Source organism: Mycobacterium sp. E3198, assembly GCF_001667015.1.
Lineage (GTDB): Bacteria > Actinomycetota > Actinomycetes > Mycobacteriales > Mycobacteriaceae > Mycobacterium.
Genome location: NZ_LZIS01000239.1, coordinates 13,171 through 28,271 on the forward strand (window position 1 = coordinate 13,171; position 15,101 = coordinate 28,271).

14 protein-coding genes are annotated in these 15,101 nt (G+C 69.8%); 4 read left to right on the plus strand and 10 right to left on the minus strand.

Translation table 11 applies throughout. From position 1 onward, the window contains the following. Positions 1-85: 85 nt before the first annotated feature. Entirely contained in the window at positions 86-1,402 is a 1,317-nt protein-coding gene (locus tag A5673_RS24450; protein ID WP_068238604.1) for a DUF1800 domain-containing protein, read from the plus strand. A gap of 11 nt (positions 1,403-1,413) precedes the next feature. Next, positions 1,414-2,595, plus strand: coding sequence for a DUF1501 domain-containing protein (locus A5673_RS24455; RefSeq protein ID WP_068238606.1), 1,182 nt, complete (start codon positions 1,414-1,416; stop codon positions 2,593-2,595). Here A5673_RS24455 and A5673_RS24460 read toward each other — a convergent pair. The 3 genes from A5673_RS24460 to fgd are packed head-to-tail and all read right to left on the minus strand — an operon-like array spanning position 2,584 to position 6,809. Then, complete coding sequence (locus tag A5673_RS24460; protein ID WP_068238608.1) at positions 2,584-3,738, minus strand: acetate kinase; 1,155 nt, start codon at positions 3,736-3,738, stop codon at positions 2,584-2,586. The two genes, A5673_RS24455 and A5673_RS24460, sit on opposite strands and share 12 nt — an antisense overlap. Further along, positions 3,728-5,806, minus strand: a complete 2,079-nt coding sequence (gene pta / locus A5673_RS24465; protein WP_068238610.1) for a phosphate acetyltransferase — start codon at positions 5,804-5,806, stop codon at positions 3,728-3,730. The genes A5673_RS24460 and pta overlap by 11 nt, the downstream gene beginning before the upstream one ends. Further along, complete coding sequence (gene fgd, locus A5673_RS24470) at positions 5,799-6,809, minus strand: glucose-6-phosphate dehydrogenase (coenzyme-F420) (RefSeq protein WP_068238612.1); 1,011 nt, start codon at positions 6,807-6,809, stop codon at positions 5,799-5,801. Before fgd ends, pta begins: the two co-directional genes overlap by 8 nt. A 41-nt stretch (positions 6,810-6,850) precedes the next feature. Here fgd and A5673_RS24475 point away from each other — a divergent pair, with 41 nt between their 5' ends. Continuing rightward, positions 6,851-7,588 carry an MBL fold metallo-hydrolase gene (locus A5673_RS24475; RefSeq protein ID WP_068238614.1) on the plus strand — a complete coding sequence of 246 codons (738 nt, stop codon included), beginning with the start codon at positions 6,851-6,853 and terminating at the stop codon, positions 7,586-7,588. Positions 7,589-7,620: 32 nt separating this feature from the next. Here A5673_RS24475 and A5673_RS24480 read toward each other — a convergent pair whose 3' ends face one another. After that, the gene (locus A5673_RS24480; RefSeq protein WP_068238616.1) at positions 7,621-8,811 is read right to left on the minus strand and encodes an FAD-binding domain; all 1,191 of its coding nucleotides are present in this window, start codon (positions 8,809-8,811) and stop codon (positions 7,621-7,623) included. Between the two features lie 96 nt (positions 8,812-8,907). Between A5673_RS24480 and A5673_RS24485 the strand changes: the two genes are divergently transcribed. Further along, positions 8,908-9,387, plus strand: a complete 480-nt coding sequence (locus A5673_RS24485) for an STAS/SEC14 domain-containing protein (protein ID WP_068238618.1) — start codon at positions 8,908-8,910, stop codon at positions 9,385-9,387. On the opposite strand, the gene A5673_RS24490 is transcribed toward A5673_RS24485, so the two are convergent. The 6 genes from A5673_RS24490 to A5673_RS24515 all read right to left on the minus strand — a co-directional run bounded on the left by A5673_RS24490 (position 9,350) and on the right by A5673_RS24515 (position 15,091). Further along, positions 9,350-10,699, minus strand: coding sequence for an NtaA/DmoA family FMN-dependent monooxygenase (locus tag A5673_RS24490; protein ID WP_068238620.1), 1,350 nt, complete (start codon positions 10,697-10,699; stop codon positions 9,350-9,352). The genes A5673_RS24485 and A5673_RS24490 overlap by 38 nt on opposite strands. Then, positions 10,696-11,817 (minus strand): LLM class flavin-dependent oxidoreductase, encoded by a 1,122-nt coding sequence (locus A5673_RS24495; protein WP_068238622.1) that lies wholly within the window; start codon positions 11,815-11,817, stop codon positions 10,696-10,698. The genes A5673_RS24490 and A5673_RS24495 overlap by 4 nt, the downstream gene beginning before the upstream one ends. Then, positions 11,814-12,911 carry an LLM class flavin-dependent oxidoreductase gene (locus A5673_RS24500; protein WP_068238624.1) on the minus strand — a complete coding sequence of 366 codons (1,098 nt, stop codon included), beginning with the start codon at positions 12,909-12,911 and terminating at the stop codon, positions 11,814-11,816. The genes A5673_RS24495 and A5673_RS24500 overlap by 4 nt, the downstream gene beginning before the upstream one ends. Next, on the minus strand, positions 12,908-13,399 hold the full coding sequence (locus A5673_RS24505; RefSeq protein WP_068238626.1) for a GNAT family N-acetyltransferase: 492 nt from the start codon (positions 13,397-13,399) through the stop codon (positions 12,908-12,910). The genes A5673_RS24500 and A5673_RS24505 overlap by 4 nt, the downstream gene beginning before the upstream one ends. A 54-nt stretch (positions 13,400-13,453) precedes the next feature. After that, positions 13,454-14,047 carry a fasciclin domain-containing protein gene (locus tag A5673_RS24510; RefSeq protein ID WP_068238628.1) on the minus strand — a complete coding sequence of 198 codons (594 nt, stop codon included), beginning with the start codon at positions 14,045-14,047 and terminating at the stop codon, positions 13,454-13,456. 147 nt (positions 14,048-14,194) lie between these two features. Continuing rightward, positions 14,195-15,091 (minus strand): class I SAM-dependent methyltransferase, encoded by an 897-nt coding sequence (locus tag A5673_RS24515; protein ID WP_068238630.1) that lies wholly within the window; start codon positions 15,089-15,091, stop codon positions 14,195-14,197. Positions 15,092-15,101 lie beyond the last annotated feature (10 nt).

Here is a 15,101-nt window from a genome sequence, read left to right on the forward strand (position 1 = left end):
TTGCACAGCGGCCGCGGGCCGTGTCGACTTCCATCCACAGGCGCGCACCTAGCGAAAACCCAGGTTCGTGCCGCACACTTAGCCCATGCCGGGGGAGTCAGCTCGGTGGATCAGCACCGCCCGCGGGCTGCGCCGCTCCGGGTTCGGGGTGACCGGGCCCGAGGTCGACGCGGCCATGGCCCGGGACTGGTCGAGCCACGTCGACACCATGCTGGGCGCCAACCCGGACGCGGACCCGGGCGCGATCGCCACCCCGATGCCCACCCTGGCGGTTCCGCGCGCGCCCGGCAAGGGCGCGACCCAGGCGGCCCTCAAGCGGTACAACGGTCAGCTTTCCGAGCAGCAGCGCGTGCTGTCGGCGTGGTGGCTGAGCCGCATGGTCACCGTCGGCCAGCCGATTCACGAGAAGTTGACTTTGTTGTGGCACAACCACTTTGCCACCTCCGCGGCAAAAGTTCCGGTGGCCGCGTACTTGGCCGCGCAAAACCAGAAGCTCCGCGCCGGATCGCTGGGCGACTTCCGCACGCTGGCCTACGCGATGCTGACCGACGCCGCGATGTTGCGCTGGCTGGACGGCGAGAGCAACACGGCCAAGGCCCCCAACGAGAACCTCGCCCGTGAATTCATGGAGCTGTTCGCGCTGGGTCACGGCAACGGCTACACGGAGGACGACGTGCGCGCCGGCGCGCGGGCCCTGACGGGATGGGTGATCGGTGCCAACGGACAAACGGTGTTGCGTGCGAAACGCCACGACGCGGGCGCCAAGACGCTGTTCGGCCGAACCCAAAACTTCGACGCCGCCGGATTTTGTGACGCCGTGCTGAGCCAGCCCAAGTCGGCGGAGTATGTCGCGGGACGCCTGTGGCAGCAATTGGCGTCGGACGACCCGCCGTCGCCGCAGGCGCTCGGCCGCCTGGTCGCCGCGTACGGCGCGCGACGCGACCTGCGGGCGCTGACCCGGGCGATCCTCACCGACGACGAATTCACCGGCGCGCGGGCGACGGTCGTCAATACCCCGGTCGAATGGCTCGTCGGCGTGATGCGTGCGCTGCGGGTGCCACCGGCCATCCCGGCGCACCCCAAGCTCGCCCAGGCGACGTTGATTTGGCTGGGGCAGCGGCCGTTCTTCCCACCGAGCGTCGGCGGCTGGCCGCGGGGCCAGGTGTGGCTGTCCACCGCGAGCGCCGAAATCAGGCTTCGCACCGCGAGCCTGTTGGCGCGGGTCGGCGACCTGTCGGGCGTCGAAAGCGCCGCCCCGGGCGACCGCGTCGACGCGGTCGGCTACCTGATCGGGGTGGGCGCCTGGTCGGACCGGACCGCTGATGCGCTGCAATCCCTGGTGCGCAGACCGCCGCAGTTGGTCGCCGCCGCTGTCAACACTCCCGAATACCTGACCTCCTGAGTGGATAGCCGATGCCCGAGATCAACCGCCGCAGATTCCTGATCGCCAGCGCGGGCGCCGGCGCGGCCGGCCTGCTGTCGGCGGCGGTGACGGTCGAATGGCCCGATCTCATGCGCGCGGCCCGAGACCGGCCGCTACCGGCCGGCGCCAGCGTGCTGGTGATCGTCACGCTCTCCGGCGGCAACGACGGCATCAATACCCTGATCCCCCACGGCGACAACGCGTATCACGACGCGCGGCCCGGCCTCGCCTACCTGCCGGGTGAGGTGATCCACCTCGACGAGCGGCTCGGACTCAACCCGGCGATGAAGGGCCTCGCGGGGCTGTGGAACCAGCGCCGTCTCGCCATCGTCCGCGGCGTCGGCTATCCCAAGCCCGACCACAGCCATTTCCGGTCCATGGACATCTGGCAGACGGCCTCGCCGGCCGAGCCCGTCTCGACCGGCTGGATCGGCCGCTGGCTCGACGCCACCGGCGACGACCCGTTGCGCGCGGTCAACATCGGGCCCGTCCTACCGCCGCTCGCGGTCGGTGAAAAGTGGACGGCGGCCGCTCTTTCCCTCGCGCAGGCCCCGGTCGGCGACGACCTCGACGCCATCATGGGCGCGCTCGGCACCGATGATCCCGACGACACCCCGGCGATGGCGGCGGTGCGCCGGTCCTATCGCACCGCTCGGACCGTGAACAAGACGTTTAATTCCGTGAAACCACCTGGCCACCAAGTCAATCCGCTGTCCGCGCAGTTGAGCACGGTGGTCGCGGCGGTGCACGCCCGGGTGCCGACGCGGGTCTACACGGTGCAATTGGGCGGCTTCGACACCCATGCCAACGAACGCGGGGCCCAACAGCGCCTGCTGCAGGCCTTCGACGAGGCGGTCACCGGCTTCCTGCGGGAGGTGGGCAATCCGAATGTGGTGGTGATGGCGTACTCGGAGTTCGGCCGCCGGGTGCGCGCCAACGCCTCTCAAGGCACCGACCACGGCACCGCCGGCCCCGTCTTCGTCGCGGGCGCGCCCGTGCGGGGCGGCTTTTACGGCGAGGAGCCCAGCCTCACCGACCTGGACAACGGAGACCTGAAGTACACCACCGACTTTCGCGACGTCTACCACGAGCTGCTGACGCGAACCGTGAGGACCGATCCCACCCCGTCGGTGGGGACGGGACGAAAGAGCCTGGGATTCCTAACCGCTTAACGCGCTGACGCAGTCGCGGGCGATGGCGAGTTCCTCGTTCGTCGGTACCACCAGCACCTCGATCGGCGACCCGTCGGCGGAGATCTGCCGCGCGCCCCGGCTCCCGCTGAGGTTGCGGCGCTGGTCGAGCACGATGCCCAGCTCCTCCAGCCCGGCCACGGCGTCGCGGCGCACGGCCGGATCGTTCTCGCCGATGCCGGCGGTGAAGGTGATGACATCGGTGTGCCCCAGCACCGCCAGGTAGGCGCCGATGTACTTGCGCAACCGGTGAATGAACACGCTGTAGGCCAATTGTGCCGCGCCGTCGCCCGATTCGATCATCTCACGCAGCCTTCGGAAGTCACGTTCGCCGGATAGGCCCAGCACCCCGGACCGCTCGTTGAGCATGGCCTCGACCTCGTCGACGCCCATGTCGGCCCGATGCCACAGGTAGCTGACGATGCTGGGGTCGATGTCGCCGCTGCGGGTGCCCATGACCAGGCCCTCCAGCGGCGTCAGGCCCATCGACGTGTCGATGGGCCGGGTGCCGGCGATCGCGGACGCCGAGGAGCCGTTACCCAGATGCAGCACAATCTGTTTCAGGCCGCCGAGCGGCCGGTCCAGGAAAGCGGCGGCCTGCTCGCTGACGTAACGGTGCGACGTGCCGTGAAATCCATAGCGCCGGATCTGCCACCGCTCGGCCACCTGACGGTCGATCGCGTAGGTCGCCGCCGCGGGCGGCATGTCGTGGAAGAATGCCGTGTCGAACACCGCCACGTGGGGCACGCCGGGGAGCAGCTTGCGGGCCACCTCGATTCCCTTGAGCGCGGGCGGATTGTGCAGCGGCGCCAGCTCGGACAGCTTCTCGAGGGCGGCGATGCGGGCGTCGTCCATCAGTGTCGGCCGATAGAACTCGTTGCCGCCGTGCACCACCCGGTGCCCGACGGCGACCAGCCCGCAGGTTCGCAGGTCGATGCCGTCCTGCGCCAATCCGTCGAACGCGCGGTGCAGCGCCGCGTCGTGATCCGGTACCGACGATGCGCCTTCCCCGATCCGCTCGATGTGGCCGGCGGCGCGCGCTTCGCCCGAATCCGGCTCGACCAGTTGAAATTTCAGGGACGACGAGCCGGAGTTGATCACCAGCACGAGGCGGCTACCGGCCATGGACGCCCTGCGCTTGGATCGCGGTGATGGCCACCGTGTTCACGATGTCCTCGACCGTGGCGCCGCGGGACAGGTCGTTGACAGGTTTGCGCAGCCCCTGCAGCACCGGGCCGATCGCGATCGCCCCGGCGCTGCGCTGCACCGCCTTGTAGGTGTTGTTGCCGGTGTTCAGGTCGGGGAAGATCAGCACCGTGGCGCGCCCGGCCACCGGTGAATCGCGCAGCTTGGTGGCCGCCACGGACGGCTCGATGGCGGCGTCGTACTGAATGGGGCCCTCGACCAGGAGCTCGGGCTCGCGCCGCCGCACCAACCCCGTTGCCGTCCTGACCTTTTCGACGTCGGCGCCCGCCCCCGAATCGCCGGTCGAGTAGGACAGCATCGCCACTCGCGGCTCGATGCCGAAGTGCGCAGCCGTGCGCGCGGAGCTGATCGCGATGTCGGCGAGTTGCTCGGACGTCGGATTCGGGATGATCGCGCAGTCGCCGTAGACCAGCACCCGGTCGGGCAGGCACATGAAAAAGACGCTGGAGACGGTCGACACGTCGGGAACGGTCTTGATGACCTCGAAGGCGGGCCGAACGGTGTGCGCCGTGGTGTGGGCGGCGCCGGACACCATGCCGTCGACCGCGCCGTTGTGGACCAGCATGGTGCCGAAATACGTGCCGTCGCGCATGATCTCGCGGGCGTGCTCGACGGTGATCCCCTTCGCCTTGCGAAGCTCGGCGTACTGTTCGGCGAACTTCTCCCGCAGCTCGCTGCTCAGCGGATCGATCACCGTGGCTCCGTCGAGGTTCACGCCGAGCTCCGACGAACGCAGCCGGATCTGGGCTTCGTCGCCCAGGATGGTCAGGTCGGCGACGCCGCGCTGCAGCAGGCGGCCGGCGGAGCGGAGGATGCGGTCGTCGTCGCCCTCGGGAAGGACGATGTGCTTGCGATCCGCGCGGGCGCGCAGCCGCAGCTGGTAGGTGAACATCTGCGGGGTGACCACGGTCGGCATCGAAATGGCAAGCTGCGCCAGGAGATCGGCGATGTCGACGTGGCGGTCCATCAGCTCGAGCGCGGTGTCGATCTTGCGCTGCGACATCGCGGTGACCCGCCCGCGCGCCGAGGCGGCCGCGCTGGCGGCGTCGTAGGTGCCCAACGCGGTGGCGATGATGGGCAGGCGCAGCCGCAGGCCGCTCACCAGCGCCGCGATCGAAGGATGCAACTCGAACCCGCCATTGAGCACCAGGCAGGACAGCGAGGGAAACCCTTCCGCCGCATGGGCGCTGGCCACGGCGAGCACCACGTCGGAGCGGTCGCCGGGGGTGATGACCGCCATGCCGTCGCCCAGCCGTTCCAGCACGTGGTCGGCGGTCATCCCGGCCGCAAGCACGGCCATCACCTCGCGCTCCCGCAACGACGCCTCGCCGCTGACCGGCGTCCCGCCGATGGCCGCCTCCAGTTCGGCGACGGTCGGCGCCGACAGCAGCGGTTCCTCGGGCAGCACGTAGCTGCGCTGGGCGAACGCCCGCAATGCCGCAGCGACGTCCGCCAGCTCCGCCGGAGCGCAGCGGTTGGCCACCACCGCCGCGGTGTGGGCGTGCTGAGCGTTCAGCTCGGCGAGGCACACCTCGACGACGCCGGCCACCTCGGCAGGGGTCCGGCCCTTGCCGCTCACGGTCAGCAACACCGGCGCGCCGAGGTTGGCCGCGATGCGCGCGTTGACCGAGAGCTCAGCGGGCCGGGTGACGTCGGTGTAGTCGCTGCCGACGATCACCACCGCGTCGCAGGACTGCGCCATCGCGTGATACGAGTCGACGATGCCGGCGATCGCGGCGTCGGTGTCGGCGTGCAGCTGCTGGTAGGTCACGCCGACGCACTCGTCGTAGGGCAACCCCGCGCTGGTGTGCTCCAGCAGCAGTTCCAGGATGTAGTCGCGCTTCTCGCCCAGCCGGGTGATCGGGCGGAACACACCGACCCTGGCGACCGTGGCGGTCAGCCGGTGCAGCAGCCCCAGCGCGATCGTCGACTTGCCGGTCTCCGGCTCGGGAGCGGCAATGTAGATCGCTGAGGGTGGTTCAGGCAAGTCGCCGCAGCCTGGGCGCCAGGTCCTTTTCGAAGAGCTCCAGGAACCTGCGCTGGTCGTGGCCCGGCGCGTGGAACACCAGGTGGTTGAGGCCCCAGTCGACGTAGTCCTTGACCTTGGCGACGGCCTCGTCGGGATCGGAAGCCACGATCCAGCGCTTGGCGACCTGTTCGATGGGCAGCGCGTCGGCGGCCTTCTCCATCTCGATCGGGTCGTCGATGCTGTGCTTCTGCTCGGCGGTCAGCGACAGCGGCGCCCAGAACCGGGTGTTCTCCAGCGCCAGGTCGGGGTCCGGGTCGTAGGAGATCTTGATCTCGATCATCTTGTCGACGTCGTCGACGGTGCGCTCGGCGGCCGCCGCGCCCTCCTTGACGGCAGGGATCAGTTTGTCCTTGTACAGTTCCTCGCCCTTGCCGGAGGTGCAGATGAACCCGTCACCGGCCCGCCCGGCGTATTTGGCGACCGCCGGGCCGCCGGCGGCGATGTAGATGGGGACGCCGCCCTCGGGCACGTCGTAGATGGAGGCGCCCTTGAGCCGGTAGTACTCGCCGTCGAAGTCGACGCGGTCGCCGCGCCACAGCTCGCGCATCAGCCGCACCGACTCGCGCAGCCGGGCGAACCGCTCCTTGAACTCCGGCCAGTCGCCCTCGTAACCGGTGGCGATCTCGTTCAGCGCCTCACCGGTGCCGACTCCGAGGAAGATCCGGTTCGGGTACAGGCAGGCCATGGTGGCGAAGGCCTGCGCGATGACGGCCGGGTTGTAGCGGAAGGTAGGCGTGAGCACCGAGGTGCCCAGCACGATCCGCTTGGTGCGTTCGCCGACGGCGGTCATCCAGGCCAGCGAGAACGGGGCGTGCCCGCCCTCGTGCCGCCACGGCTGGAAGTGGTCGCTGACGGTTGCGCTGTCCATGCCGTGACCTTCGGCGGCGACAGCCAGCTCGACGAGCTCGCGCGGTGCGAATTGTTCAGCGGACGCTTTGTATCCGAGTTTCAGTTCAGCCACTCGTTATTTCTACTCCTACGATCGCTCCTACACTCGCGGGCATGGCGCAGCTGGTTCAGGTCACCGACACCGTCTACCTCGCCCAGGGCCACGCCGTGAACTGGACCCTGGTTGTCGACGGCACCGGCGTGCTGCTGATCGACGCCGGTTACCCCGGCGATCGCGAGGACGTGCTCGCCTCGCTGGCCAAGCTGGGCTACGGCGCGGGCGACGTGCGCGCCATCCTGCTGACGCATGCGCACATCGACCACCTGGGCTCCGCGATCTGGTTCGCCCGCGAGCACGGCACCCCGGTGTATTGCCACGCCGACGAGGTGGGTCACGCCAAGCGGGAGTACCTGGAACAGGTCTCCATTTTCGATGTGGCACTGCGCATTTGGCGGCCGCGGTGGGCGGTGTGGGGCGCGCACGTGGTGCGCAGCGGCGGACTGATCCGCGACGGCATCCCCTCGACGCGGCCGCTGACCGCCGACGTGGCCGCGGGCCTGCCCGGCAACCCGACGGCCATCGCCACGCCGGGGCACACCGGCGGGCATTGCTCGTACATCGTCGACGGCGTGCTGGCCAGCGGCGACGCACTGATCACCGGCCACCCGCTGCTGCGTCGCGGCGGGCCGCAGCTGCTGCCCGCGGTGTTCAGCCACGACCAGCAGAACTGCCTCCGCAGCCTGGGCGCGCTGGCTGTACTGGACACCGAGGTCCTACTCCCCGGTCACGGCGACGTGTGGCGCGGCCCGATCCGCGAGGCGACGGAAGCGGCGCTCCAACGCGCGAGTTGACGGCATGACAACGAGGAGTCCCGCTCGGCGCCCTAGCGCTGAGCGGCGTACTCGGGCAAAGCGATGTCGTCGCGGAATTCACGCCCGATGACCCGGTTGGCCAGCCAGGGAATGTCCAGCAACTTGGAAGCCTGATTTCGGGTCCACAGTCCGAGCGCCGTCTTCGGCGCGAACATCGAGGCGAACCCGCGCGCCGACCGCTGCCTGGCCTCGACGATCGGACGCAGCCGGCTTTCATAGCGGCCAAACGCTTCGGGGTAGTCGGCACCCGCGCGGCTGAGTTCGCCCGCCAGCACGTAGCCCTCCACCATGGCCAAACCCGTCCCCTCCCCCGCCAGCAGCGAGACGGCGCCCGCGGCATCGCCGATGAGCGCTACCCGCCCCTGCGACCAGCGGTCCATGACGATTTGGCTCACGCGGTCGAAGTACACCTCGGGGGCGGCGTCGAGTTCGCGCAGGATTTCGGGGCATTCCCACCCGGCGTCGCCGAAGACTTGCGACAGGGCGGTCCTGACCTCCGACAAGTCCTGCGGGTCGGGGCCACTCATGTGGTAGGCGGTGAAAACGAACAGAAACAACGTCTTTCCGCCGCGCATCGCGAACCGCGCGACCATGCGCCCGGGTGTGGTGTAGGCGAGGTAGACGGATTCGTCGCGCGGCTGATAGCCCTCGACCTCGAAGGCGGCCACCCGGTAACCCAGGTCGGCCTCGAATTGCGATTCGGGGCCGAACACCAAGGCGCGCACGGGCGAATGGATGCCACCGGCGCCGACGACCAGGTCGAACGGGCGTGACTGGCCGCTCTCGAACGTGACCCGGACCCCCGCGCCATCCTGCGCGATGGCCGAAACGCTTTCGCCGAACAGGGTTTCGACGTGGTCGTCGATCGAGCGGTGGATCATGGCCGCCAGATCACCGCGCGGGATGGTGGTGAACCGGCCATCGAGGGCGCGCCGGAACAGCTCCGCCGAAAAGCCGCCCACCTTGCGCGAATTCCGGTCCACCAGCCGCAGCTCCTGCACCTCGTATCCGGTGGCGTGCAATTCGGGGGTGAGTCCCATACGTTCGGCGACGGAGTAGCCGCCGCCCCAAAAATCCACGACGTAGCCGCCCGTGCGGAGCCGCGGCGCCTTTTCTATCAGTGTTGGCTCGTGGCCATAGCGCCAAAGCCAGTACGCGAGTGTTGGGCCGGCGATGCCGGCTCCGACGATGGCGACCTTCATGCGCACACCCCTTCTCTAATGCAGCGCGATTACTATATCATAGTGCAATAATTGCAGTAGGAAATTAATTAATCCGGCTCTCGGCGAGGGGGCGTTGTGCTGAAAGAACTTACGGGCATGCCGGCCGGCATTCAGGCCCTGGAGGCGGTCGGCACGGTGACGGCGGCGGACTACGACCGGGTCTTCGCGCCGCTGGTCGATCGCGCGCGACGAACTGGTGGTCGGATGCGGCTGCTGTACCAGTTCGGTCCGGGCTTCCGGCGCATCACACCGGGTGCGCAGTGGGCCGACACCCGGCTCGGGGTGAGCTACGGGCGGCTGCTCGACGGCTGCGCGGTCGTGAGCGACGTGGGCTGGATTCGGGCGGCATCCCGCAGCATCGGCGCCTGGATGCCGTGCCCGGTGCGGGTGTTCGAGGACGACGAACGCGATGACGCGATCGCGTGGCTGACCTCCTTGCCGGGCGGCGCCGGCGCGTCCGCCCGCGACCTGGCCAGGGCCTACCTCGGTGGAGTGGGCGCCGCGATCGGCAGCCTGGTCAGGCTTGCCGTCTCCGCGCGGGCCCAACCTCGCTGAGCCCCAGGTGATCCCGCAGCGTCTCGCCGGTGTACTCGGTGCGGAACGCGCCGCGCTCCTGCAGCAGCGGCACCACCCGGTCGACGAACTCGTCCAGCCCGTGCGGCGTCAGGTGCGGCACCAGGATGAATCCGTCACAGGCGTCGGCCTGGACATAGGTGTCGATCTCGTCGGCGATGTGCGCCGGGGTGCCGACGAACTGCTGGCGGCTGGTGACGGCGATGACGAGCTCGCGGATCGACAGGTTCTCGGCCGACGCGCGCTCGCGATAGCGGCGCGCGACCGCGACCGGGTCGCCGTGCCGAACCCGCCCCTGGGTGATGTCGCTGTCGACGACCGGGTCGACGTCGGGTAGCGGGCCGTCGGGGTCGTAGTCCGAGAGGTCGCGTCCCCACACCTGCTCGAGCATCGCGATCGCCGTCGCACCGCTGACCTGCTGATAGCGGATGTGACGCGCCCGGTCCTGCGCTTCGGAGTCGGTGTCGCCGATGACGAACGTCGCCGCCGGAAAAACCTTGAGCCGGTTGGGGTCCCGGCCGTAGGACGCGGCGCGGCCTTTGACATCGTCGTAGTAACGCCGGCCGTCCTGCAGCGACGAGTGCAGGGTGAACAAGGCGTCGGCGTTGCGGGCGCCGAACGCGCGTCCGTCGGCGGAGTCGCCGGCCTGTAGCAGTACCGGATGTCCCTGGGGGCCGGCGGGCAGCGTCGCGAACCCGCGCACGTCGAAGTGCGGACCGCGGTGCGCGACGCTGCGGATCCGGTCGGGATCGGCGTAGACCCCGGCGTCGACGTCGGCCAGCACGGCGTCGGCCGCCCAGCTGTCCCAGAATTGGCGGGCCACGGAGAGGAACTCCTCGGCGCGCGAATACCGGTCGGCGTGGGCCAGGAAGCCGCCGCGGCGGAAGTTGGCGCCGGTGAAGGCGTCCGACGAGGTCACCATGTTCCAGCCGGCGCGTCCGCCGGACAGGTGGTCGAGCGTCGCGAATTGCCTTGCCACTTCGAAGGGTTCGTTGAAGGTGGTGTTGATGGTGCCGGTCAGCCCGATGCGGTCGGTGACTCCCGCCAGCGCGGCCAGCACGGTGAAGGTGTCCGGGCGGCCCACCACGTCGAGCTCGTAGATGCGGCCGCGGTGCTCCCGCAGTCGCAGCCCCTCGGCCAAAAAGAAGAAGTCGAACATTCCCCGCTCGGCGGTGCGGGCCAGATGCACGAACGACTCGAACTCGATCTGGCTGCCGGCGGCGGGGTCGGTCCACACCGTGGTGTTGTTGACGCCCGGGAAATGCGCGGCCAGGTGAATCGGCTTGCGGCTCACGCGGTTAACCCCCACCGCTTGGCGATCAGTTCGTGCGAGCGCAACCGGTCGGACTGCCCGTGGGTGACCGAGGTGATGACCAGTTCGTCCGCGCCGGTCGCGCGTTGCAGCGTCTCCAACCGCTCGGCGACCTTGTCGGGATCGCCAACGAATTGCGTTGCCAGCCGGTCGATCACGACCTCGAGCTGTTCGTCGGTCAACGGGGTGCATTCGTCGGGGTGGGGATAGGGGACGGCGCCGCCGCCGGCCCGGATCGAATACACCCAATGGCCGTAGCTGGACGCCAAATGTTTCGCGGTGGCGGAGTCGTCGGCGACGACGATGTCGGCCGACACCACCACGTAGGGCCGCGGCGCCGTCGCCGACGGGACGAACGCGTCCCGGTAGGCGTCGATGGCGTCGAGCGCCGTCGCCGGGGTGAGGTGGTAGCTGGCCACGAACGGCAGGCCCCGCGCGCCGGCGACCTGGGCGCTGCGCCCCTTGCTGCTGCCGAAGATCCACGGCGTCAGGGCGGCGCCCTCCCCGGGCACGGCGTGCACGTCGAACCCGTCGACCTCGTAGGTTCCGGCCAGCATCGCCATGATGTCGCCGAGCTGCTCGGCGAAGTCGGGCGCGACGGCCTCGGGCTGCTGCAGGATCGCCTGGGTCGCCTGGACCCGGCCGCTGCCCAGCAGCTTGCGCAGATCGAACGCCGGCGGGATGACGACGCCGTCGACCTCGCGCCATTCGCGGGAAGGTTCGGGCCTGGGCGGTCTCGGGGCCCGCGGCTTGGTGATCCGCCGCTGCGCGGAGCGACCCACGCCGAGGTCGATGCGGCCCGGATAGAACGCGTCGAGCATGCCGAAGCTCTCCACCACCGCGGCGGCCGTGGTGTGACTGAGCTGCACGGCCGCCGAGCCCACCCGAATCGTGTTGGTGGCGGCCGCGATCTGCCCGATCAGCACCGCCGGTGCCGCGCTGGCGACGGCGACGAAGTGATGCTCGGCGATCCAGAACCGGCGATAGCCCCACCGCTCGGCGTGCTGGGCGAGCTCGATGGTGTTGCGCAGAGCCGTCGCCGCGTCGCCGCCGGAGCTGATCGGCACCAGGTCCAGGATCGACAGCGGCACCGGCGTCATCGGCGCACCGCCGCGTAGCGGTTGGGCGCCACGGGCAGGCCCAGGCGCGCCCGCAGGGTTTCGCCCTGCCGGTAGGCGGTACGGAAGCGGCCGGCTCGCTGCAGCAACGGCACCACCTCGTCGACGATCACCGGGAGGTCGATGGCGTTGACGGCCGGCCGCAGCCGCGCCCCGTCGACGCCCAGCCGTTGCCAGCCCACCACCATGTCCACCAATTCCGTTGCGCCGCCGGTGAAGACGAGGGCATCGGAGGAGAAGTCGCCCGCCCCGTGGAACGAAACGACCACGTCGGCAACGACTTTCAGGTGGGCGCCGCCCGCCGCCCGCAGCTCGTCGACGATGCCTTGCACCGAAGCGTCGTCGGTGGGGGTGACGAACACGACGTCGGCGCCGGCCGCGGCGAACTCGTAGGCCGGCCCGACGTGCGCCAGCGCGGCCACCACCGGCTGACCCTGCGGCGGGCGCGGCGTGATCGACGGGCCCTTGACGGAGAAGAACTTTCCGGTGAAGTCGACGTAGTGCAGTTTGTCGGCGTCGACGTAGCGCCCGGCGGTCACGTCGCGGATGATCGCGTCGTCCTCCCAGCTGTCCCACAACCGGCGCACCACGTCCACGTACTCGACGACCTCGTCGAAGAGCCGAGCCCCGGCGACGTCGCGGCGGCCGAACAGGGCCGCCTCATGGGTGGTGGCGCTCACCCGCGGCTGCCAGCCCGCCCGTCCGTGCGACACGAAGTCCAGCGTCGCAATGGATTTGGAGACGTGAAAGGGCTCGGTGTGGGTGACGGTGGCCACCGGGATCAGCCCGATGTGTCGTGTCGCGGGGGCGATTCGGGCCGCGACCAGGACGGCGTCGGCGCGCCCGGTCAGCCGATCCGGATGGATCCGGGAGCTTCGGCCGATCTGCGGCATCAGGGAGTCGTCGATGGTCAGGAAGTCCAGCAGCCCGCGCTCGGCGGTCACCGCCAGCTCGGCCCAGTACCGGCCGCCCAGCACCGACGGCGTCGCGGGCTCCGGACCCAGGGTGGCCCGCCACGCCTGCGGGTGCCATCCGTATCCGTCGAGCGCGACGCCCAGGAGCAACCGACCGGTCATGGCAGCCACTTTTCGAAGGCGATCGGCCGGAACGGCCCCCAGTCGGGCAGCGGCTCGGCCGGCGCGATGCGGGTGTAGCCCGTCGCGTCGTACAGCGCCTCGGCCTCGGGCTGGCGATTGCCGGTGATCAGATACAGCCGCCGGTAACCCCGCCCGGCGGTCTCGGCCTCCAGCGCCGCTAGCAGCGCCCGCGCGTATCCCCGGCGCCGATGGGCGCTGTCGGTCCAGATCCGCTTCAGCTCGGCCGTCTCGGCATCGAAGCGCAAAAACGCCCCGCCGGTGACCGCCACGCCGCCCACCACGCCGATGAGCAGGCCGCCGTCGGGTGCCGCCAGATCGTCCACCGGCACCGGCAGCCAGGCCAGGTGCGCGTCCGGCGTGCCGCCGTAGCGTTCCGCGTACTCGACGGCCAGCTCGCTCAGCAGCGGCCGCGCCAGCGGGTCTTCATGGGTGGCCGCGACGAACCGGAGCCGGGTGGTGGGCGTCACGTATCCATCTAACGTTTCCGACGCGCGCCCATTCCACCCGGCGGAGGGTCCGCTCTATTGGCCGGGCGGCATCAGCACCGTGTCGATCATGTACACCGTCGCGTTGGAGGTGTGCACGCCGCCGCAGACCAGGCCCGCGTTGTTCACCCGCAGGTCGTTGCCCTGGCCGGCCACGGTGAGGGGCGCGCCCTGGACGGTCGGGTGGACGCCGCCCACCGCCGCCGGGCTCAGCTGCCCCTGGACCACGTGATACGTCAAGATGCCGGTGAGCAGCGGCGCATCGGTCTTCAGCTTGTCGATGGTCCCCGCCGGCAGCTTGTCGAACGCGGCGTTGGTGGGCGCGAACACCGTGTACTGGCCGTTGTTGAGCGTCGACACCAGGTTCACGTTCGGATTCAGCTTGCCCGACAGCGCCGAGCTCAGCGTGGTCAGCATCGGGTTGTTCGACGCCGCCGTCGCCACCGGGTCGCGCGACATCCCAAGCACCGAGCCGGGGCCGCTCGGATTCTGCTTGGCGTAGTCGGCGCAGCCCGTGCCGATCAGGTCACCCGCGTTGTCGGCGAGCGCGGGACCGGCCGTGGGCCATGCCACGACGGCGATCGTCGCGAGGCCTGCCGCGGCAAGTGTTTTCGCACGAGTGCTCATCATTGCGTTTCGACTCCTTCGTCTACCGACGCCCGTGGGCGCCGTCTTCGGCTTGAACACAAGTCATTCGGAGCGGCGACGCGGATGGACGGAACTTCAGTAAATTAATCTTTAATCGACTTAATGAGCTATCGGGGCCCGCGACACCGGCTAACCGCGCGATGCCGTGACATACCGGGGCACCAGGTCCACGTGCTCCGGGCGGCCGCGCCACAAGTGGGCCAACCCCAAGCAGGTGAACAGCTCGACGATGTTCCGCTCGGCGGTCTGCCAACCGTGCGCCGCCAGATACTCGGGGACATAACGGTATTCGCCGGGGTACATCAGACTGGCCAGGTCGATGTCGAGGCCGTGCCGCCGCCAGGAGTCGACGAACGCCTGCCGCGCCGCCTGCCGGGCCGGGGTCCAGGTGGCCATGTGGTCCGCGGTGAAGCGGCTGCCGGCCGCGCTCGCCCGCGTGACGTCTTGCAGCAACCGGTGCTGCGCATCGGGCGGCAGGTACCCGACGAGCAGTTGCTCAGCGATCCACACCGCCGGCGCGGCGGCGTCGAAGCCGGCCCGGTGCAGCGCGGCCAGCCAATCCTGGCGCAGATCGACGCCGATCGCGCGGCGGTGCGTCGTCGGCCGGGCGTCCACTCCCCGCAGCACTTCGGACTTGAAATCGAGGACCTCGGGCCGATCGATCTCGTACACCGTCGTGCCCCGCGGCCACCACAGCCGGTAGGGACGGGTGTCCAGGCCCGACCCCAGGATCACCACCTGGCGGATGCCCGCCCTGCCCGCGTCGGCGAGGAACTCGTCCGTGAATCTGCTGTAGGCCGCCTGAACGTCGATGAGCCCGGCGGTGATCGGGTTGCCGCCGTCGTCGTCGGCGTATCGCTCGTCGTCGATCGCCCGGGTGAAATAGTCCACCCCGGCGGCGCGCACGAATCGCTCCGCGAAGGGGTCGTCGATCAGCCCCTTGTTGGTGGCGACGGCCCGCACGACCGCGTCGAAAGTGGTGGCCAAGCCGTCGCCGGTGGCCGGGTTCCAGCGGGCGCCTGGCATTGTCCGCTCA